The organism is Streptomyces sp. NPDC053474, assembly GCF_044544845.1.
Classification (GTDB): Bacteria; Actinomycetota; Actinomycetes; order Streptomycetales; family Streptomycetaceae; genus Streptomyces.
Genome location: NZ_JBITXV010000004.1, coordinates 132,055 through 152,012, shown reverse-complemented (window position 1 = coordinate 152,012; position 19,958 = coordinate 132,055). Strand labels below are relative to the sequence as shown.

The 19,958-nt window shown below is 73.8% G+C and carries 18 protein-coding genes; 9 read left to right on the top strand and 9 right to left on the bottom strand.

Annotated features, from left to right (window positions below; translation table 11 throughout):
* The first annotated feature begins 32 nt into the window (after positions 1-32).
* A complete protein-coding gene (locus tag ACIG3E_RS10560; RefSeq protein WP_399613835.1) occupies positions 33-167 on the top strand; it encodes a hypothetical protein in 135 nt (44 codons plus the stop codon).
* A gap of 234 nt (positions 168-401) precedes the next feature.
* Here ACIG3E_RS10560 and ACIG3E_RS10555 read toward each other — a convergent pair whose 3' ends face one another.
* From ACIG3E_RS10555 to ACIG3E_RS10545, 3 genes are all read right to left on the bottom strand, one after another.
* Positions 402-1,343, bottom strand: a complete 942-nt coding sequence (locus tag ACIG3E_RS10555; RefSeq protein WP_399613832.1) for a 3-oxoacyl-ACP reductase — start codon at positions 1,341-1,343, stop codon at positions 402-404.
* Positions 1,344-1,353: 10 nt separating this feature from the next.
* The gene (locus ACIG3E_RS10550) at positions 1,354-2,430 is read right to left on the bottom strand and encodes a Zn-dependent alcohol dehydrogenase (protein ID WP_399613828.1); all 1,077 of its coding nucleotides are present in this window, start codon (positions 2,428-2,430) and stop codon (positions 1,354-1,356) included.
* Between the two features lie 63 nt (positions 2,431-2,493).
* Positions 2,494-3,366, bottom strand: coding sequence for a MaoC/PaaZ C-terminal domain-containing protein (locus ACIG3E_RS10545; RefSeq protein WP_399613826.1), 873 nt, complete (start codon positions 3,364-3,366; stop codon positions 2,494-2,496).
* Between the two features lie 311 nt (positions 3,367-3,677).
* Between ACIG3E_RS10545 and ACIG3E_RS10540 the strand changes: the two genes are divergently transcribed.
* From ACIG3E_RS10540 to ACIG3E_RS10530, 3 genes are all read left to right on the top strand, one after another.
* A complete protein-coding gene (locus tag ACIG3E_RS10540; RefSeq protein WP_399613825.1) occupies positions 3,678-4,937 on the top strand; it encodes a sensor histidine kinase in 1,260 nt (419 codons plus the stop codon).
* Positions 4,938-5,110: 173 nt separating this feature from the next.
* Positions 5,111-5,626, top strand: a complete 516-nt coding sequence (locus ACIG3E_RS10535) for a lytic polysaccharide monooxygenase auxiliary activity family 9 protein (RefSeq protein ID WP_399613822.1) — start codon at positions 5,111-5,113, stop codon at positions 5,624-5,626.
* Positions 5,627-5,755: 129 nt separating this feature from the next.
* Positions 5,756-6,397: a response regulator gene (locus ACIG3E_RS10530; RefSeq protein WP_399613820.1), complete on the top strand. Its 642-nt coding sequence runs from the start codon at positions 5,756-5,758 to the stop codon at positions 6,395-6,397.
* Between the two features lie 9 nt (positions 6,398-6,406).
* Here the strand turns inward: ACIG3E_RS10530 and ACIG3E_RS10525 are convergent, their stop codons facing one another.
* Positions 6,407-7,834, bottom strand: coding sequence for a DHA2 family efflux MFS transporter permease subunit (locus ACIG3E_RS10525; protein WP_399613817.1), 1,428 nt, complete (start codon positions 7,832-7,834; stop codon positions 6,407-6,409).
* 114 nt (positions 7,835-7,948) lie between these two features.
* Entirely contained in the window at positions 7,949-9,187 is a 1,239-nt protein-coding gene (locus ACIG3E_RS10520; protein WP_399613814.1) for a thiolase C-terminal domain-containing protein, read from the bottom strand.
* 456 nt (positions 9,188-9,643) lie between these two features.
* On the opposite strand from ACIG3E_RS10520, the gene ACIG3E_RS10515 reads away from it, so the two are divergent.
* The 5 genes from ACIG3E_RS10515 (at position 9,644) to ACIG3E_RS10495 (ending at position 15,427) form a co-directional block, all read left to right on the top strand.
* Positions 9,644-11,398 (top strand): MFS transporter, encoded by a 1,755-nt coding sequence (locus tag ACIG3E_RS10515; RefSeq protein WP_399613811.1) that lies wholly within the window; start codon positions 9,644-9,646, stop codon positions 11,396-11,398.
* Positions 11,399-11,518: 120 nt separating this feature from the next.
* Positions 11,519-12,193: a class I SAM-dependent methyltransferase gene (locus ACIG3E_RS10510; protein ID WP_399613808.1), complete on the top strand. Its 675-nt coding sequence runs from the start codon at positions 11,519-11,521 to the stop codon at positions 12,191-12,193.
* A 10-nt stretch (positions 12,194-12,203) separates the two neighbouring features.
* On the top strand, positions 12,204-13,220 hold the full coding sequence (locus ACIG3E_RS10505) for an N-acetylmuramoyl-L-alanine amidase (RefSeq protein ID WP_399613806.1): 1,017 nt from the start codon (positions 12,204-12,206) through the stop codon (positions 13,218-13,220).
* 222 nt (positions 13,221-13,442) lie between these two features.
* Complete coding sequence (locus ACIG3E_RS10500; RefSeq protein ID WP_399613804.1) at positions 13,443-14,300, top strand: hypothetical protein; 858 nt, start codon at positions 13,443-13,445, stop codon at positions 14,298-14,300.
* 116 nt (positions 14,301-14,416) lie between these two features.
* The gene (locus ACIG3E_RS10495) at positions 14,417-15,427 is read left to right on the top strand and encodes an LLM class F420-dependent oxidoreductase (protein ID WP_399613803.1); all 1,011 of its coding nucleotides are present in this window, start codon (positions 14,417-14,419) and stop codon (positions 15,425-15,427) included.
* A gap of 7 nt (positions 15,428-15,434) precedes the next feature.
* Here the strand turns inward: ACIG3E_RS10495 and ACIG3E_RS10490 are convergent, their stop codons facing one another.
* The 4 genes from ACIG3E_RS10490 to ACIG3E_RS10475 form a co-directional block, all read right to left on the bottom strand.
* Complete coding sequence (locus tag ACIG3E_RS10490; RefSeq protein ID WP_399613800.1) at positions 15,435-16,217, bottom strand: hypothetical protein; 783 nt, start codon at positions 16,215-16,217, stop codon at positions 15,435-15,437.
* On the bottom strand, positions 16,204-17,760 hold the full coding sequence (locus ACIG3E_RS10485; RefSeq protein ID WP_399613798.1) for a substrate-binding domain-containing protein: 1,557 nt from the start codon (positions 17,758-17,760) through the stop codon (positions 16,204-16,206). The genes ACIG3E_RS10490 and ACIG3E_RS10485 overlap by 14 nt, the downstream gene beginning before the upstream one ends.
* On the bottom strand, positions 17,757-19,010 hold the full coding sequence (locus ACIG3E_RS10480; protein WP_399613796.1) for a hypothetical protein: 1,254 nt from the start codon (positions 19,008-19,010) through the stop codon (positions 17,757-17,759). The genes ACIG3E_RS10485 and ACIG3E_RS10480 overlap by 4 nt, the downstream gene beginning before the upstream one ends.
* A 265-nt stretch (positions 19,011-19,275) precedes the next feature.
* Entirely contained in the window at positions 19,276-19,827 is a 552-nt protein-coding gene (locus ACIG3E_RS10475) for a hypothetical protein (protein ID WP_399613794.1), read from the bottom strand.
* Positions 19,828-19,958 lie beyond the last annotated feature (131 nt).

Sequence of the window (19,958 nt, the reverse complement as noted above, 5' to 3'; positions counted from 1 at the left end):
GTACGAACGATCTTTACTACGGGGTGAGTTTCATGACGACCGACACGACGGCGGAGGCCGAGGGCGGCGAGGAGGCGGGGCACGGGCGCCATCGCGGGCCCGGGGCCGCGCATGACGAGGAGGCCGCGCCGAGCGGCCGCCACCGCCGCGAGGGCCCCGAGGCCTAGCCCTCGCGGTGCGCCCCAGGCCCGCCCCTTCCCGAACCATGGGCTGCCGCCCCTGGCACCCCGCCCTTCATCGCGCTGGCGCGCTCGTCCTCAAACGCCGGACGGGCTGAAAGATCTCCGGCTCGGGCCGTGGGTATTCAGCCCGTCCGGCGTTTGAGGACGAGGCGCGGAGCGCCGAAAAAGCGGGGGCACGGGGGCGACAGCCCCCGGATCGGGAAGGGGCGGGTTAGGGGATCAATCCCGCTTCAGCCCCAGCACCTCCGTCGCCGCGAAGGTCTCCCCCTCCGGGCGGCCCGCGAAGTACGGGGTCAGGGACTCGTCCAGCTCGGCAGCACTGAACGCCCCCGCGCCCGCGCGGAACGTGGCGGCGACCCTGGGGCGCTCCATCACGGCCACGAGCCCCCCGTGCACGACGAGGAGTTGGCCGGTGACGCGCCCGGCCGCGGGCGAGGCGAGATAGCCGACCAGCGGAGCCACGTGCTCGGGCGCCAGCGGATCGAGCTCGCCCGCGGCGGGCTCGGCGAAGCCCGCGAACACGTCGGACGTCATCCGCGTACGCGCCCGGGGGCAGATGGCGTTGGCGGTCACGCCGTACTTGGCGAGGGCGAGCGCCGTGGACGTGGTCAGGCCGACGATCCCGCCCTTGGCGGCGGCGTAGTTGGGCTGTCCTGCGGACCCGGCGAGGAACGCCTCCGACGAGGTGTTCACGATCCGGCCGTAGACGGGGCCGCCCGCCGCCTTGGAGCGCTCGCGCCAGTGCGCGGACGCGAACCGGACGGTGTTGAAGTGGCCCTTGAGGTGCACGCGGACGACCGAGTCCCACTCGTCCTCGGACATCGAGAAGATCATCCGGTCCCGCAGGATGCCCGCGTTGTTGACGAGGACGTCGAGCTTGCCGTAGGTCTCGACGGCCAGGTCCACCAGGGCGCGGGCCTGGGCGTGGTCGGCCACGTCCCCACCGTGGGCGACGGCCTTGCCGCCCGCCTCGCGGATCTCCGCGGCGACGTCCTCCGCGGGCCCGGCGGACGCCGCGCCGGTGCCGTCGCGGCCCGGCTGTCCGAAGTCGTTGACGACGACGCTCGCCCCGAGCCGGGCGAGTTCGAGCGCCTCGGCCCGGCCGAGCCCGCGGCCCGCCCCGGTGACGACGGCCGACAGGCCCTCAAGCGGCTGCAGCACGGTGACTCCCTCAGATCTCTATGCAGGTCCGCAGGGCGGCGCCCGTGCGCATCTGGTCCAGGGCTTCGTTGATCTCGGCGAGCCGCACCCGGTGCGTGATCATGCCCGCGAGGTCGACGCGTCCGGCGCGCCACAGCGCGATGGCCCGCTCGTAGGACCGCAGCACGTCCCCGCCGCCGTACAGGGACGGCAGGATGCGCTTCTCGTCGAAGAACAGCTCGAACATGTTGAACTGGACGTGGTCGTCCATGGCGCCCGCGCCGACCACGCACAGCGTGCCGCCGCGCCGGGTCGCCTCGTACGCGGCGCGGGCCGTGGCGGACTTGCCGACGACCTCGAAGACGTAGTCGAAGCCCTCGCCCGCCGTCACCCGCTGCTTGGCGTCGTCGAGGGCGTCGGGCGCCACCGCCTCGCTCGCGCCGAACCGCAGCGCCGCCTCGCGCCGGGCCGCCACCGGGTCGACGGCCACGATGTGGGCCGCGCCCTTGAGCCGCGCGCCCTGGATCGCCGAGACGCCGACGCCGCCGCAGCCGATGACGGCGACGGACGAACCGGCCGCCACGTCGGCGGTGTTGAGGGCCGCGCCGAGCCCGGTGGTGACGCCGCAGCCGATGAGCGCCGCGATGTCGTACGGCACGTCGTCCGGGACCGGCACCGCGCAGGCCGCGTCGACCACGACCTCCTCGGTGAAGGTGCCGGTGCCCGCGAAGCCGAAGACGTCGCCCTGCGGGCGCTTGAAGTTGGGCGTGCCCGCGTTCATGAACCCGGCGAGGCACAGCTCGGTCTGGCCGCGCCGACAGGCGGGACACTGCCCGCACGCCGGGAGCCAGCACACCACGACCCGGTCGCCCGGCTTGACGTTCGTGACGCCGTCGCCGACGTCGATGACCTCGCCCGCGCCCTCGTGCCCGGGGACGAACGGCGCGGGCTGCGGCAGGACGCCGTTCATCGCGGACACGTCGGAGTGGCACAGGCCCGTGGCCCGGACGCGGATACGCACCTTCCCCGGGCCGAAGCCCACCGCCTCGACGTCGTCGAGCACGTCGAGCTTGTCCTGGCCTGTCTCGTGCAGTACGGCTGCGCGCATGAGGGTGGGGCTCCTCTCACCTCTGGGGTACGTGGCGTCCGTGGTGCACCGGTGGTCGTTGCGTCAGTCGTGCTCCACGACCGTGTCCGCGAGCACCGGCGCCCCGTCCCGCTCCAGGGCCGTGACGGCCGCCTGGACCCGGCCCGCGGACTCCCACATGCCGATGTGCAGGGTCTCGCCGGGGAAGACGACCCCGGCGAAGCGGGTGCGGTAGCCGCGCACCCGGGACACGTCGCCGCCGAGCACGGTGTCCACGACGGCCTTGAGCGTCATCCCGTACGAGCACAGGCCGTGCAGGATCGGCCGGTCGAAGCCCCCGAGCGCGGCGAACTCGGGGTCGGCGTGCATCGGGTTCCAGTCGCCGGACAGGCGGTAGAGCAGGGCCTGGTCCTCGCGGACGGGGCGCTCCACGGTCCGGTCGAAGGGCCGGTCGGGCGTGTCGAGCCGCGCGGAGGGGCCGCGCTCGCCGCCGAAGCCGCCCTCGCCGCGGAGGAAGAGCTGTGCCTCGCTGGCCCACAGCGGCCCGTCGCCGTCGACCGCCTCGGCGCGCAGGACGATCACGGCGGCCTTGCCCTTGTCGTGGACGGCCGCGACCTTGGAGGTCAGCGTGGCCGTGCCGCTCACCGGGATGGGGCGGTGCAGCTCGATGGCCTGGCCGCCGTGCAGGACGGCGGACAGGTGCACGTCGATGCCGGGGGCGGAGAGCGCGCTCATGGCCCCCATGCCCGCGCCCGCGACGGTGGCGAAGCTGGGCAGCACGTGCAGCCGGGACTCCAGCGTGTAGCGCAGCTCGTCCGGGTCGGTGGCGGGGTGCTCCTTGTCGGGGTTGGCGGCCGCGCCGATGCCGAGGTGGTAGAGCTGCACGTCCTTGTGGCCCCAGCTGATCTCGGTGCTGCGGGGCTCGGCGGCCAGGGCCTTGGCGGCATCGATGGGCATGGGGGGCGGCTCCTTGGGGGTCGTGAGACCTCGGTGCGACCGTCCGCACCGTCGGCCGCACCGAGGTCGCGACGGGGCCGAATGGAGCCCGTTCTAGAACGCGTTCCATTCCGGCGCTCTCCTGTATAGCCCAGCGCCCCGGAGTTGGGAAGGCTCCCGGCGGCCACTCCTGACGTAGCGTCAGATCAGCCGCCACCCTCGCCACCCGTGACATTTGTCCTGGCCAGGACCGTACGCAGGGGGCTACGCACCCCGGCCCTCCGTTTCGTACCGTCGACGTCATACGAGGAACGGAATCGGGGGAGTACGAGATGTCCTGGACGCGCGGTGTCACCCGCCGACTGCACGAGGCACGCGCGGCGCGGGCCGCGTGGCGCGCCGAGTGGCCACAGCGGAAGGCCGCCTGGCGGGAACGCAAGCGGAACTGCAAGCAGGACAGGACGGCGCTCGCGGGCCCGCCCAGCGGCTTCGCGCTGCTTCCGTGGCTGCTCATGGGCCTGGGCGCGTTCTCCCATCTGCTCCAGGGCAGGACCCCGAACCCGTGGGTCGCGGGCCTCGGCCTGCTGGTCTTCAACTCGCTCTACATCTCGATCTCGTTCCGTGCCTTCGACAAGGCCCGGCGGGAGTCGCGCGCCACCCTTGCCGCGCTCCTGGCGCTGGGGGTCCTGACCGTCGCGCTCGCCGCGGGGTACGGCGGGAACTGGCTGATGTTCTTCCCGCTGTTCGGCCTCGCCGTCGGCGCGGTGGTCCGGGGGCGCCGCCTCGGCCCCATCGGCCTGGCCCTGAGCGCTCTGGCGGGCGCGGTCGCCGGGCTCAGGGAGGGCTGGGACGGCGTCAACATCGGCTACGGCACGTTCCTCTCGACGATGGTGACGGCGGCGATCCTGTCCCTGTCCGAGGCGGTACGGGACCTGCGGGCGGCCCGTGAGGAGCTGGCGCGACGCGCGGTGGCGGAGGAGCGGCTGCGCTTCTCCCGGGACCTGCACGACCTGCTCGGCCACACCCTGTCGGTGATCGTGGTGAAGTCGGAGGCCGCGCGCCGCCTCGCGCCGCGCGACCTGGACGCGGCGCTCGGCCAGGTCACGGAGATCGAGTCCGTCGGCAGGCAGGCGCTCACCGAGATCCGCGAGGCCGTCACCGGCTACCGCGAGGCCTCGCTGGCCACGGAGCTCGACCGGGTGCGCGACCTGCTGGACGCCGCGGGCGTGGAGACGGTCGTACGCCAGTCGGGGCCGCCGCTCGACCCGCCGTCGTCGGCGCTGCTCGGCTGGGTGGTGCGCGAGGCGGCCACCAACGTCGTCCGGCACGCCCGGGCGAGCCGGTGCGAGATCGAGGTCACCGGCACCGCGGACCGGACCCGCCTGGCGATCACCGACGACGGCCGCGGCGTCGGCTCGACCCCGCCCGGCAGCGGGCTCAAGGGCCTGGCCGAACGCCTCGCCGCGGCGGGCGGCTCCCTGGAGTCGGGCCCGGCGCCGCGCTCCGGCTTCCGGGTCACGGCCGCGCTGCCGACCGGCGGCGGAGAGCGGGCCGAGGCGGGGGCGGAGCGGGCGGGGGCCGCCCGGGCGTGACCGGGGGCGCCCGCCCCGGCGGGGGCCGTGGACCTGCGGCCATGGCGCGCTGTGCGGCAGAACGTGCCGCAACTCTTGACGGAGTTCAGTCAATCCGTAAGGTCTAGGCCAATGGACCGGCCCAGGCGCCGGGCCGGTTCCCCCCTCATCCCCCACCGCGGAGGGAGCACACGATGCACACCAAACGGAAGCTGGCCGCGGGCCTGGGCGCGCTGTGCGCGCCCGCCCTCGTCCTCGCCTCGGTCACTCCGGCGAGCGCCCACGGCTACATCAACTCGCCGCCGAGCCGCCAGGCCCAGTGCGCGGCGAACACCGTCCCGTGCGGCGAGATCAAGTGGGAGCCGCAGAGCGTCGAGGGCCCCAAGGGCCTCACCAGTTGCAGCGGCGGCAACGCGCGGTTCCGCGACCTGGACGACGACAGCAAGGGCTGGAAGGTCTCCGACGTCAGCTCCTCGCAGGCGTTCACCTGGCGCCTGACGGCCCCCCACCGCACCAGCACCTGGCAGTACTTCGTCGACGGCCGCAAGGTCAAGGAGATCAACGACGGCGGCCGCCAGCCGCCCACGACCGTCACCCACACCGTCGACTTCGGCGGCATCACGGGCCGCCACAAGATGCTCGCGGTCTGGAACATCTACGACACCGCCAACGCGTTCTACGCCTGCGTCGACATCAACATCAGGGGCTGACGCCCCGGGGCTCGCCCGAACCCCCGGACGGGGGCAGGCCGACCGGACCCGAAAGCCCCCGGGGGTCCGGTCGGCCGGGCGTACGCCGCGCACCATGAGCACGTGGGTCTTGGGCCGTAGCCTGAGTCCATGGACGAGATGCCCCGGGATCGGCGGCCCACGAAATGTACGAGGGTCCTCCTCGCCGAGGACCAGGGCATGATGCGTGGGGCGCTCGCGCTGCTGCTCGGCATGGAGCCGGACATCGAGGTCGTCGCCCAGGTCGGGGCGGGCGACGAGATCGTGCGGACCGCGCTCACGGCGCGGCCCGACGTGGCGCTGCTCGACATCGAACTGCCGGGGCGCAGCGGCCTGGACGCGGCGGCGGAGCTGCGGGAGGAGTGCCCGGACTGCCGGGTGCTGATCCTCACCACGTTCGGGCGGCCCGGGTATCTGCGCCGGGCGATGGAGGCGGGCGCGGCGGGCTTCCTGGTCAAGGACGGGCCGGTGGAGGACCTCGCGGAGGCGATCCGCCAGGTGCTGCGCGGCGAGACCGTCATCGACCCGGCCCTGGCCGCGGCCGCGCTGAGCGCGGGGCCGAGCCCGCTCACGCCGCGCGAAGCGGACGCGCTGCGGGCCTCGGTGGACGGGGCGACGGTCGCCGACATCGCGGCGGCGCTGCACCTGTCGGAGTCGACCGTACGGAACTACCTGTCGGCCGCCATCGGCAAGACGGGCACGCGCAACCGCATGGAGGCCGTGCGGGAGGCCCGCCACCAGGGGTGGCTGTAGCCCCGACGGTCAGTCGCGGGCGGCGCGCGGCATCCAGACGAGGACGACGAGCGCGGCCAGGGCGAGGAACACCGCGCCCCACAGGAACGCGAGGGCGTAGCCGTCCGCGACCGCCGCGGCGCCGGGCCGCCCGGCCGTGCGGGCCGTGGCGACCGTGGAGAGGATCGCGAGCCCCAGCGAACCGCCCATGGTGCGCGAGGTGTTGATGAGGCCCGCGACGAGCCCCGCGTCCCCGGGCTCGGCCCCGCTGGTGGCCAGCGACGCCAGGGGGGTGCCCGCGAGCCCCGCGCCCAGCATCATGAGGATGCCGGGCAGCATGATCGAGGTGACGTACGCGCCGTGCGCGCCGTCCCCGGCGAGCATCCGCCACTGCCAGGCGAATCCGGCGGCGGCGGTCAGGACGCCGATGACGGTGACCGTCCGCGCCCCCATGACCCGCATCAGCCGGGGCGCGACCTTGGAGCCCACGACGACGCTGACGGAGCTGGGGATGAGCGCGAGCCCGGCCTCCAGGGGCGTGTAGCCGAGGACGTTCTGCGCGTACAGGGTCATGAAGAACCACATCGCGAACAGGCCCATGCCGCAGACGAACATGGTCGCGTTGGCCGCCGAGACGGACCGCACCCGGAACAGCTTCAGGGGCATGAGCGGCGCCTTGGAGCGCGCCTCGACGCCGAGGAACGCGCCGATCAGGGCGAGCCCGGCCACGAGCGGCACCAGGGTCGCGGCGGCGGTCCAGCCCGCCACCTCGGTCTGCACGATGCCGTACGCGAGCGTGGCGATGCCCGCGGTGACCAGGACGGCCCCGGGCACGTCGAGCCGCCGGGCGCCGCTCGCCCGGCTCTCGCTGATCCAGCGCAGCGCGGCGGCGAACACCAGGACGCCGACGGGCACGTTCACGAGCAGCACCCACCGCCAGGAGAGCCCGTCGGTGAGGACGCCGCCGACGAGTCCGCCCGCGGCGCCGCCCCCGGCCCCGACGGCCGACCAGGTGGCGATGGCCCGCACCCGCGCGGCCCCCTCCGGCACGGCGGAGGTGAGGATGGTCAGGGTGGAGGGCGCGAGGACGGCGGCGCCCAGGCCCTGCACCGCCCGCGCGGCGAGCAGCTGCCACCCCTCCTGCGCGAGCCCCCCGCCGAGCGAGGCGAGCGTGAACAGGCCGAGCCCCACCAGGAACATCCGCTTGCGCCCGAACAGATCGCCCGCGCGCCCGCCGAGCAGCATGAACCCGGCGAAGGCGATGGAGTAGGCGTTGACGACCCACTGCAGGCCCGTGGCGCTGAGGCCCAGGTCGGCGCGCATGGACGGCAGAGCCACGTTGACGACGGACACGTCGAGGACGACGAGGAACTGTCCGGCGCAGGCGGCGGCCACGACGAGCCACAGGGGGGCGGCGGCGCGCCGGGATATCGGGGTGTCGACGGGGGTCTCCAGCATGGGCTCCATGCTGACAGCCGACGCGTGCCCCGTACATCGGAAATTGGCGGGGTAGGCCGTGGGGCGCGGGACCTAGGCCGGAAGTCCCGGCCCCCCGGCCGCCCCGCCCCGGCCTCACTCCGGCTTCCGCAGCAGCGTCACCACCGCCGCGCCGCCGAGCCCGATGTTGTGCGCGAGCCCGACCCGCGCCCCCGGCACCTGCCGCTCCCCCGCCTCGCCCCGCACCTGCCAGGCCAGCTCGGCGACTTGGGCGACGCCCGTCGCGCCCAGGGGGTGCCCCTTGGAGATCAGCCCGCCGGAGGGGTTCACCACCCAGCGCCCGCCGTACGTGGTCGCGCCGGACTCGACGAGCTTGCCGGACTCGCCCTCCGCGCACAGACCGATCGCCTCGTACGTGAGGAGTTCGTTGATGGAGAAGCAGTCGTGGAGCTCGATGACGTCGAGGTCGTCGGCGGTCAGGCCCGCGCGCGCGTAGGCCCGGTCCGCCGCCGCGCGGGTCAGCGGGCGGCCCACCACGTCGAGGCACGAGCCGGAGGCGAAGGACTCCTCGGTGTCCGTCGCCATGGCCTGGGCGAGGATCTCGACGGCCCGGTCCGCGAGCCCGTGCCGCTCCACGAAGCGCTCGGACGCCACGAGCGCCGCCGCCGCGCCGTCGGAGGTGGGCGAGCACTGGAGCTTGGTGAGCGGGGCGTGGATGACCTGGGCGGCGAGGATCTCGTCCACGGTGTACGCGGCCCTGAACTGGGCGCGGGGGTTGGGCACCGAGTGCCGGTGGTTCTTGGCGGCCACCGCCGCGAGCTGCGCGGGTGTCGTGCCGTACCGCTCCATGTGCTCGCGGGCCGCGTTGCCGAAGATCTGGGCGGTGGGCGGGGCGGCCGCGAAGCCGTGCCGGGCGGCCATGACGCCGTAGTGGCGGGCCACGGGCGACGCGGCGAAGTCGCCGTCGCCGCTCCCGCCGAGGGAGCCGCGCTTCATCCGCTCGAAGCCGAGGGCCAGGACGCAGTCGCCCGCGCCGCCCTCGACGAGTTGGCGGGCGAGCATCAGTGCGGTCGAGCCGGTCGCGCAGTTGTTGTTGACGTTGTAGACGGGCAGCCCGGTCAGGCCGAGTTGGTACACCGCGCGCTGGCCCGCCGTCGAGGCCTGGAAGCAGTAGCCGACGACCGCCTGCTCCACCACCGCGTACGGAACCCCGGCATCCGCCAGGGCCGCGGTGCCCGCCTCCTCCGCCATGTCCCAGTACTGCCAGTCCCTGGTCTCGGGCTTCTCGAACTTCGTCATGCCGACGCCGACGACGTACGCCTTCATCCGTGCCTCCCTGGCAGTGCCCGGCGGGACGGCGGCAGAATAGAACACGTTCCAATCTGATGGAAGGTCAGATGCAGGGTCCCGGGGGTAGGGCGCCGGACGGCGGGCAGGGTGAGGGGCGGGCGGCGGACAGGGGGGCGGCGCGCGTGTGCACAAGCCCGGTCAATGGGAGGTCAAGAGTTCCCCTAGTTCGACGCACGTCGGAATAGTCGCCCCGGGATACAGGTTCATCGTGCATGTAACTGCGGGCACCCCGTGTGCCCCACATGTCACACGCACTACGCCCCGTACGCCCTACCCGTCACCCGCACTTACGTTCCGTACGCCCCGTCCGCCACACGCACTTACGTCCCGTACGCCTATACGTCACACACGCGGCGCCTCACACGTCACACGCACAACGCCGCTCACACCCACGCCACACGCGCGACGCGCTCCACGCCCCACCCGGCCGTCGCACCGCCCCACCGCCCCGTCACCCTTCGTCCCGGAGGCCTCAGCCCTATGTCCCACGCGACGGCCCAGTCCCGCGCTGACCGCGCACCCCGCGGCGTCGTGCCCGTCCTCGCCTTCGCCGGTATCACCGTCGCCGTCATGCAGACGCTGCTCGTCCCCGTCATCAAGGACTTGCCGACCCTGCTGCGCACGACGCCGTCCAACGCCACCTGGGTCATGACGTCGACGCTCCTCGCGGGCGCCGTCGCCACCCCGATCATGGGCAGACTCGGCGACCTCTTCGGCAAGCGCCGGATGCTGCTCACGAGCCTCGCGGTCATGGTCGTCGGCTCGCTGGTGTGCGCCCTCACCGACGACCTCGTCGTCATGATCGCCGGGCGGGCGCTGCAAGGCTTCGCGATGGGCGCCATCCCGCTCGGCATCGGCCTGATGCGCGACGAGCTGCCCCGCGAGAAGCTCGGCTCGGCGATGGCCCTGATGAGCTCGTCCATAGGCGTCGGCGGCGGCCTCGCCATGCCCGCCGCCGCCCTCGTGGCGCAGCACGCCGACTGGCACGCCCTGTTCTTCGGGGCCGCGGGCCTCGGCGCGCTCGCCATGCTGCTCATCGTCCTGCTGGTGCCGGAGAGCCCGCTGCGGGCCCCGGGCACCTTCGACGTCCTCGGCGCGCTCGGCCTCTCGGCGGGCCTCGTCCTCTTCCTGCTGCCCATCACCAAGGGCAGCGACTGGGGCTGGAGTTCGGGCCTGACCCTCGGCCTGTTCGCGGCCTCGGCCGTGGTGCTCGTCCTGTGGGGCGTGATGGAGCTGCGCGTCGAGGCGCCGCTGGTCGACCTGCGCACCACCGCCCGGCGCGAGGTGCTGCTCACCAACCTCGCCTCGATCATGGTCGGCGTCGCCTTCTACGCCATCTCGCTCGTGCTCCCCCAGCTCCTCCAGCTGCCCGCCGCCACGGGCTACGGCCTCGGCCAGTCGATGGTCGTCGCGGGCCTGTGCGTAGCGCCGCTCGGCCTGACGATGATGTTCACGGCGCCCCTCTACGCCCGGCTCTCGGCCGCGTACGGGCCGAAGGTCACCCTGATCCTCGGCATGCTCGTCATCGCCGTCGGCTACGGCTCGGGCCTCGGCCTGATGAGCGCCGCCTGGCAGACCATCGTCATCTCGGTCGTGGTCGGCGCGGGCATCGGCCTCGCCTACTCCTCGCTGCCCGCGCTCATCATCGGCGCCGTCGACCCGTCCGAGACGGGCGCGGCCAACGGCCTCAACACCCTGATGCGGTCCATCGGCACCTCCGTGTCCAGCGCCGTCATCGGCATGGTGCTCGCCAACACCGCCCACACCGTGGGCCCCGTCGAGGTGCCCACCATGGAGGGCTTCCGCGCCTCCTTCCTCATCGCCACCGGGGCCGTCGCGATCGGCCTCGTCCTCGCGCTGTTCCTGCCGGGCAGGCAGCGGGCCGCGGCCGGGCAGCACCCGCGGCTGCGGGCCAGCAGCGAGGAGGACGCCGCGCTCGCCCGGGCCGCCGAGGCGCTCACCGGCGGATTCCGGGGGCGGGTCCTCTCCCCCGCCGGGGCGCCCGTCGCCCGCGCGCAGGTCACGCTGATCGACCCGCACGGCCGCCGGGCGGGCGCCGCCCTCACCGACGGCGAGGGCCGCTACGCCCTCGCGGTCCCCGCCGACGGCGCGTACGTCCTCTCGGCCACCGCCGCCGGGCACGCGCCGGGCGCCGTCTCGGCCGTGCACCGCGGCGAGGAGCGGGCCGTCGAGGTCGACCTGGCGCTGCCGGGCGACAGCGAGGTCCTCGCCTGAGCCGTCCGCGCGGCCGCGGGCCACACCCCCGTCACCCCGGTGCCGGGGGTGTGGTGCACCATGGGCGCCCGTACGTACGCGGGTGGATCCCGCGCAGGTCGAGCCCCGGAAGGAACGACGATGGCTGCCACTCAGGCCCAGGCCCCGACGCCGGAGGTCCTCGGCGCCTTCGAGGCGGCCAAGGGCTTCATGCCCGTCCACGAAGGGCTCGCCCTGTACGCGGCCGCGCGCGAGGCGGCGGCCCTCGGCCTGCCCCTGCTCGAAGTCGGCACGTACTGCGGGCGCTCCACGATCCTGCTCGCGGACGCGGCCCGCGCGGCCGGTGTGAGTGTGATCACGGTCGACCACCACCGGGGCAGCGAGGAGCAGCAGCCCGGCTGGGAGTACCACGACCCGCAGACCGTGGACCCGGAGGTGGGCCGGATGGACACGCTGCCCGCCTTCCGGCGCACGCTGCACAAGGCGGGCCTGGAGGACCACGTGATCGCGGTGGTCGGCCGCTCCCCGCAAGTGGCACGGCTCTGGCACGCCCCGCTCGGCCTGGTCTTCATCGACGGCGGGCACACCGACGAACACGCCAACGCGGACTACGAGGGGTGGGCGCCGCACGTGGCGCCGGGCGGTCTCCTCGTCATCCACGACGTGTTCCCCGACCCGGTGGACGAGTGGACGGGGCAGGCCCCGTACCGCGTCTACCTCAGGGCACTTGAGTCCGGGATGTTCACCGAGGCCTCCGTCACCGACTCCCTCCGCGTCCTGCGCCGAACCGGCGCGGGCGACTCCGGCCGCGGATAGGCTCCCTGTCGTGTCGTACGTAGGTCCGGACAGTCAGCCACCGCGCCCGCCCCGCCGCTTCGGCGGCGGCCGGGCGCTCGCGGTCACCCTCGCCGTGCTCGCGCCCGCCACGCTCGCGGGCTACCTCATCCACGACGCGACGAGCGGACCGGACGACTCCGGCTCGGCGAGAACGCAGCCGTCGGCCGTCCGCTCGGACCAGAACGCGCCCTCGAAGCCGACCGCGGACGGCCCCTCCGATGCCCCCGCCCCGAGCAGGTCGAAGAAGCCCGAGGACAAGCCGGACGACAAGCCCTCGGGGAAGGACCCCAAGGACCCGAAGGCCCCGTCGGCGGGCCGCCCCGCGCCCTCGGGCCCCCTCAAGGGCAAGGTCGTGGTGATCGACCCGGGCCACAACCCGGGCAACTTCCGCCACACCGCGGAGATCAACCGCCCGGTGAACATCGGCACCCACTCCAAGGAGTGCGACACCACCGGCACCTCCACCAACCGGGGTTACACCGAAGCCCGGTTCACCCTCGACGTCGCCCACCGGCTGCGGGACCTGCTGCACCGGCAGGGCGCCACGGTCCGCCTCACCCAGGACGGCGACCGGGCGTGGGGCCCGTGCGTCGACGAGCGCGCCCGCATCGGCAACGCGGCCCGCGCCGACGCGGTCGTCTCCCTGCACGCCGACGGCTCGGCCGTCGGCAACCGCGGCTTCCACGTGATCCTGCCCGCGAAGGTCCGCGGCGGCGCCGCCGACACCACCGCCATCGTCGGGCCCTCCCGCGACCTCGGCGAACGCATCGCGGGCCAGTTCCTCTCCGCCACCAAGAGCGCCCCCTCCAACTACGTCGGCGACGGCACCGGCCTCGACGTCCGCCGCGACCTCGGCGGCCTCAACCTCTCCAAGGTCCCCAAGGTGTTCATCGAATGCGGCAACATGCGCGACCCGAAGGACGAGGCACTGCTCACCAACTCCGGCTGGCGCCAGAAGGCCGCGAGCGGCATCTCCGCCGGAATCGCGAGCTTCCTCACCGGCTGAGCGCGGGCGGCCCGGACGCGTCCGTTGCCGCCTCGTCACGGGACGGCAACCGGGAGATCTTCACTGAGTGACGATCTTTATCTCAAGCAGACACCCCGGCCGGACGGAGGATATGGTCCTCCGTACGATGAGGGGCCACCCCCGCGCTTCACGCCCGCGAGCCAACCGCGACCAGGCGACAGCGACGCCTCTAACGACGAGACGACTGACGAAGGACCTGAAGTGAATTTCCGCTCCCTCACTCGAGGCGACGGCGTGGTGATCGGAGCAGCGGTGTTGCTCTTCATCGCCTCGTTCCTCGACACCTTTGACGGTGACGAAGCTCCCAATGCCTGGGACAACGGCAACCTGCTGATGAGCGTCTACCTCGCCGGAATCATCGGCGCCGGGCTCATCGTCGTGGGCCGTGCCATGGGCGCGCAGCGCAAGGTCGCCGGTCTGGACCTCGGGACCTTCGGCATCGGCCTCACCTTCGCCGCCGCCTGGAGCTCGCTCGGCGCGATCTTCGACACCGGCCAGTCCTACGACAAGTTCTTCGAGCTCCTCAACGCCAGGTTCGGCGCCAGCGGCGGCGGGGCCGAGTCCCCCGACGCCGGTGTGGGCCTCATCCTCGGCCTGATCGGCGCGCTGGTCCTCGTCGCCGCCGCCGTCGCCTCGAACATCGTCCCCGCCCTCAAGGCCCCCCTCATGGGCGCCCCGCGCCCCGTCGCCCCGCAGCCCTACGGCGGGCAGCCGCAGGGTGGCTACGGCTACCCGGGGGCCCAGTCGCAGCCGTACGGCGCGCAGCCGGGGCAGCCGCAGCAGCCGTCGTTCGGTGGGCAGCCGCAGGGTGGCGGCGCCACTCCGCCGCCGGCCGCCGCGCAGGCGCAGCCCGCGGCGGCGGACTTCTCGCCGTTCTGGTTCGCCGTGCCGGTGCCGCGCCCGCTGTACCCGGAGGACGGCTCGCCGACCCCGATCGCCGAACTGGCGCCGGGCACCTGGTACCTGGCCGTCGAGCAGCGCGGCCAGAGCCTGGTGGCGCAGACGCAGGACGGGCGTCGCGGTGTGCTTCAGGACACCACCGGGATCCAGCGCGGCTGACCCGGCCCTCCGCACGGCTTCAGCGGCCCCTCGCCCTTCCGGGCGGGGGGCCGTTGGCGTACAGTCCCGGCGGAACCGGGAATTGACGCTCCGTCAGCTGGCGGCCGGGAGGGACCATGCGGCTTGGGCTCGCGCTCGGATACTGGGGGCGCGGCCCCGAACCCGGGCAGCTCGCGCTCGTCCAGGAGGCCGAGCGGCTCGGGTACGACTCGGTGTGGACCGCCGAGGCCTGGGGCTCGGACGCGTTCACGCCACTGACCTGGATCGCCGCGCACACCTCGCGGATCAGGCTCGGCACGGCGGTGGCGCAGATGGCCGCCCGCTCCCCCACCGCCACGGCCATGCACGCCCTCACCCTCGACCACCTCTCCGGCGGCCGCGTGCTCCTCGGGCTCGGGCTCTCGGGGCCGCAGGTGGTGGAGGGCTGGTACGGCAGGCCGTTCCCCGCCTCCCCGCTGACCGCGACGCGGGAGTACGTGGACGTCGTACGCCAGGTGCTGCGGCGCGCGGCCCCCGTGACGCTCGACGGGCACTTCCACCCGCTGCCCTACCCGGGGGACGACGGGTCCGGGCTCGGCAGGCCGCTGAAGTCCATCACCCACCCCCTGCGCGGCGACCTGCCGCTGCTGCTCGGCGCCGAGGGGCCGAGGAACGTCGCCCAGACGACCCGGATCGCGGACGGCTGGCTCCCCCTGTACTGGTCGCCGACGCGCCCGGACGTGTACGAGGCCTCCCTCACCGGCCTGCGGGACGGCTTCATGGTGGCCCCGCTCGTCCGCGCGACCGTGTGCGCCGACGTCCAGGAGGGCCTCCTGCCGGTGAAGGCCATGCTCGGCTTCTACATCGGCGGCATGGGGCATGCGAAGAGGAACTTCCACGCCGACCTGATGGCCCGGATGGGGTTCGCGGACGAGGCGCGGCGGGTGCGGGAGCTGTTCCTTGCCGGGCGGCGCGAGGAGGCCGTGCGCGCCGTGCCGGACGCCTTCGCCGACGAGATCTCCCTGGTCGGCCCGCGCGAACGGATCGCGGAGCGGCTTGAGCTGTGGCGCGAGGGGCCGGTCACGGACCTCCTCGTTCTCGCCCGGGAGCCGCACACCTTGCGGGCGCTCGCCGAGCTCTGCGGCTAAGCGCGGCTCAGCGGAAGATGGCCACCGGGTCCAGGGTCAGTTCGCCCGCGTCGCGGTTCCAGGTGCGGACCTTGCCCAGGCAGCGGGCCTGGAACTCGCCGCTGAAGTAGTCCTCCTCGTGGAACTCCTCGCGGATGCCGTCCTCGGCACAGGTGATCTTGACGTGGGCGGGCGGGCGGCCCTCGCCGTAGCGGGCGCGCAGGACGACGTCGCCGCCGGGCAGGCCGCGCGCGGTGAAGCGCCCGGTGACCGAGACGAACTCGGACATCACCGCGCTGAGCGCGACGCGGTCGTCGTCACTGTCGCGCAGGCTGTCGGCGAGGGCCCGGTTGGGGACGAGGTGGCCCGTGGTGAGGTCGGCGTGGACGACGGCGTCCTCCCTGCGCATGGTGTCCATGAGCAGCCCTATCACCGTGATGGGGGTGTTCTGCTGGACGTACGAGGTGAACCGCTCCTTGGTGACGTCCCGCCCGGCGGTGCCGCCGGAGCCGCGGAACCTCGTCCACAGGCTGAAGCCCGCCGTCACGTTCGTGCGGTCGGCCACCTCCTGTTCCAGGGCGGCCGAGAAGCCGCCCGTCTGATAGAGGTCCATCACCCGCTGCTCGTGCAGGTAGAAGCACATGCCGTGGAAGGTCCTGCGGCCCCGCGCGGCCCGCCGCGGGCCGCGCCGGAGCCAGCCCAGGCGCACCAGGGCGTGGCGCGCGAGCACGCCCACGCACACCGCCGTCAGGAGCCAGACGGTCATCCACGGCCACCACAGGCCCCACCACGCGCTGTCAACGACACCCACGGATCTCCTTGAACGCCTGGGAGAGGGAGGAGGATCCGGCGTCCACGACCCGGCCGCCGGTCGCCCCGGCGGCGCGCCGCAGCGCCTTCGCGTCGGCCTCTCCTAAGTGGACGGGAAAGGTGGGCACCGCCCGCACGGCGGCGCCCCGGTGCGCGTAGCGGCGGGCGAACTGGCCGTACGACAGGCCCGAGTTGCTCTCGCCGTCGGTCATCAGGACGATCGAGACCCGGCGGCCCGGGTCGGCGTCGACGGTGGCCCCGGCCCGGTCGTAGCCCCGGTCGAGGGCCGACCACACGGCCGTCGCGTCGCCGAAGCCGCCGCCCGCGACGAAGGAGTTCAGGGCGCGCAGATCGCCGTCGCCGCGCACGGTCACCGTCCGTTCCTGAAGGACGCGGCCCGCGAACCGCACCACGGTCAGCCGCTCGCCCCGGTAGAAGCGGGCGAACTTGCCCGCCGCCGTGGGGTCCGCGCCGCTCAGCCCGGCGAAGGCCGCGCGCAGGTCCGCCATCCGCGCGCCGCGCATCGACGTGGAGAAGTCGAGCAGGAACACCACGTGGTCGCCGGTGCGGCGGGCGGGGTCGCCGTAGTCGTCCATCAGGCGCTGGATGACGGAGAGCTGGTCGGGGTAGGAGAGCGCGTTGCCGATGGCGGACCGCAGCTGCGGCGGCCGGGGCACGTCCGCGCCGACGGGCCGCCGCCAGGTGCGCTCCACCAGCTTCTTCTGTACGTCGTCGCGCCGCAGCCAGTCGACGACCTTGCGGTACGCCTTGTGCTGCTTGGCGTCGAGGAGCATCAGCGGGAAGTCGGACAGGACCATGCCGTCCGCCGGGTGGACGATCTCCAGGGGGCGGCGCAGGGTCCCGGCCGCGTTCAGGGAGAGGAGTTCCGCCTCGTGCGCGATGAGGGCGTTGGCCCGGCCGGGGCGGCGCGCGTAGGCGTCGATCAGGGCGCGGGAGCTGGCGGCGGTGAGCGTCTGCCCGGAGCGGAAGCCGCGCAGCCGGTCGCAGGACACGTCCCGCTCGCGCAGCACCCCGCCGGTGCCCGCGGCGGCCGTGGCCACGCCGACGAGCGCGGCGCGCCCGGTGTCGCTGCGCCGCGGGTCGGCCATGCCGAAGCGCACGGTCCCGTCGGCGGCGGCGTCCGCGATGTCGGCCCAGGTGATCCGGGAACCCCGGGCGGAGGCGCGGACGCGCTCCGCAGTGGCGGCGGTGAGGCCGACGACGACCGGGGAGCGCATGATCGCGGTGGACTCGGGCGGCGCGGTGGGCCGCCCGCGCTCCCGAAGGCGCAGCAGGTACGAGCGGTCGGAGGCGGGCCAGGCCAGGTCGTAGGAGCCGAGCGGCTCGGAGAGGTCGGCCGTGGCCTTGAAGTCGACGTCGAGTTCGACCCCCGTGTCGTCCTTCAGCTCGCCGAGGAACGGCTCCACGTCGGCGAGTTCGGGGCTCGCGAGCACCCGCAGGGTCGTGGTGTCACCGCCCTGGCCGCAGGCGGTCAGGGCGGTGGCGAGCAGCGCCAGGCAGGCGGCGAGGGCGCGCCGCCTCATGAGGGGCCGCCGTCGACGGGCGGGCAGGTGCCGACGTAGTTGATGATCCGCTCCAGGGCGTCCAGGTCGGGCGCGTCGGCCTTCGTCTGGTCGGGGTTGGGGGTGGGCACCTGCACGCCGTGCGCGCGCAGATAGGAGTTCAGCTGCTCGCTGGTGCTGTCCTCGCCGGAGAACCGCACCCGGAAGCCCAGTTCGATGGCCCGCTGGCGCAGTTCGGGGTCGGACTCCATCAGGTCGGTGAGCCGGTCGCCCTCCTCGTTGAGGGAGATGAGCTGCGGCTCGGTGAGCGCCTGCGGCGAGGGGTAGAGCAGCACGCGGCGGCTGTCGGCCCGCCGGTGCCGCTTCTGGAAGTCCACCTGGTGGGCGAGGAACTGGTGCTCGTAGATCAGCGACACCGGCGCGATGGACTCGCCCTCGTCGGAGAAGTAGCTGTCGGCCTGCTCGTCGGCGGCCATGCCCTGGAGGTTGATCAGCGGCTTGACCTTGGCGGCGACGTCGAGGACCGGGTCGCCGCCGCGCGCGTCGCCGCGCCCCCGCTCGGTACCCGGGGGTCGGTTCCCGTTCTTCACGAAGGCGAGGATGCTCAAGTACGTACCGGCGGCGTTGGACTCGCAGACGCTGGAGGTGCGCACGAGGACGCGGCCGCTGTTGCTGTGGGTGGAGTGCTCGCGGTAGCCGATGCCGTTCCAGGTCTTGTCGCGCTCGATGAGCCGCAGGAACCCCGCCATGTCGAGGTCGTAGTACAGCGTGTCCCCGCCGTCGCGCGCCCGCTGCGGGCGGGCCACGCCCTCGGCCACCAGCGTCTGGGCGTACTCGCGGAACGTGCCGAGCGCCAGGGGCGTCACGAACGGGCGGGCGGTGCGCACCGAGCGCCGCTGGTCCCGCATGATCAGGCGGGCGGCGGGCTGGCCCGAGGGGAAGACGACGTCCATGCCCGCGAGCGACTGCGTGGCGATGCCGCGCGAGCCCAGGCGGTGGATGTCCACGCGGATGCCGTGCTTCAGGAGCAGGCGCTGGACCTCGGGGTCCTTGAAGTAGTCCGACTTCGACGCCATCTTGCCGTCGATCGTCGTGATGCGCTCGAAGGGGCGCAGGGCGTTGCCCGAGACGAGCAGGGCGAGGGTGCCCGCGAGGGCGAGGGGCATCGCGGCGACCACGTGCCGGGGGAAGCGGCGGCGGCGCCGGGGCGCCGGGCGGCGGGTGGCCAGGCGGGGTTCTTCTCTGCTGGACGTGCTGGCTCTGTCGGGCACCGCGCTCTCCTGCCGTGGGCGGGGGCAGGAGCATGCGCCTCCCCTGCGAACGGGGTGCCCCGGAGGCCCCAACTCCACCTGAACCCAAGGTGAATGACGCCCCATCAGCTGCCGCAGCCCTCGCGGGGCGCCCCAATCCCGCCCTTCCCGAACAAGGGGGCTCCGCCCTCTTGGACCCCCTTATCGGCGCTCCGCGCCTCGTCCTCAAACGCCGGACGGGCTATGAATAGCCCCTCCGGCGTTTGAGGGAGGCCCCCGGCAGGGCTCAGCCCTTGGTCAGTTGGCCCGGGGAAGGCACCTGGGGCGTGACCTCCACGCCCGCGGAGCGACCCGCCTCCTTGACGGAGTTGATCGTGTCGTCGAAGGACCCGACCACCGCCTGAGTGGACTCCCCCTTGCGCAGCTTGGACGGGAGGTCCTTGAGGGCCTCGACGCCCGCCGTCAGGGGGGCCACGGCCCGGGCGAGGGTGGCGTCGCCCTGGGCGTTGCGCAGGGCCGCCCTGAGCCGGTGGTAGCTGAAGGCCCCGGCGATCCCGGCCTTGACCAGGGCGAACCTCCGCCCGTCCGCGCCCGCCTTGAAGCGGCCTTCCCGATACGGCTTCACGATCCACTGGTACGTCGCCCCGGCGGCGAGCCCCGCGTTGGTGACGAAGCGGGTCTTCGCGAACTTCTGCCGCTCGGCGGAGCTGGTGCCGGTGGGGCGCGCCGCGTCGCCGTCACCGCCGCCGCAGCCGGTGGCCCCGGCGAGCAGGGCGCAGCACAGCAGGAGCGGGACGAGCGCGTGGCGTACCGCGGTGGCCGGTGCGGAGCGGAACACGGGTGACCTCCCGGAGGCGGGGACGGCTCCCCCGGCCAGCAGCCTCACCCCGCCCGGACGGCCCCGCAAGGCGGGCGGGGCCGTTGGAGGCTCCCGGACCTCCGGGTTTCAACGACGTTTCAACGGCGCGG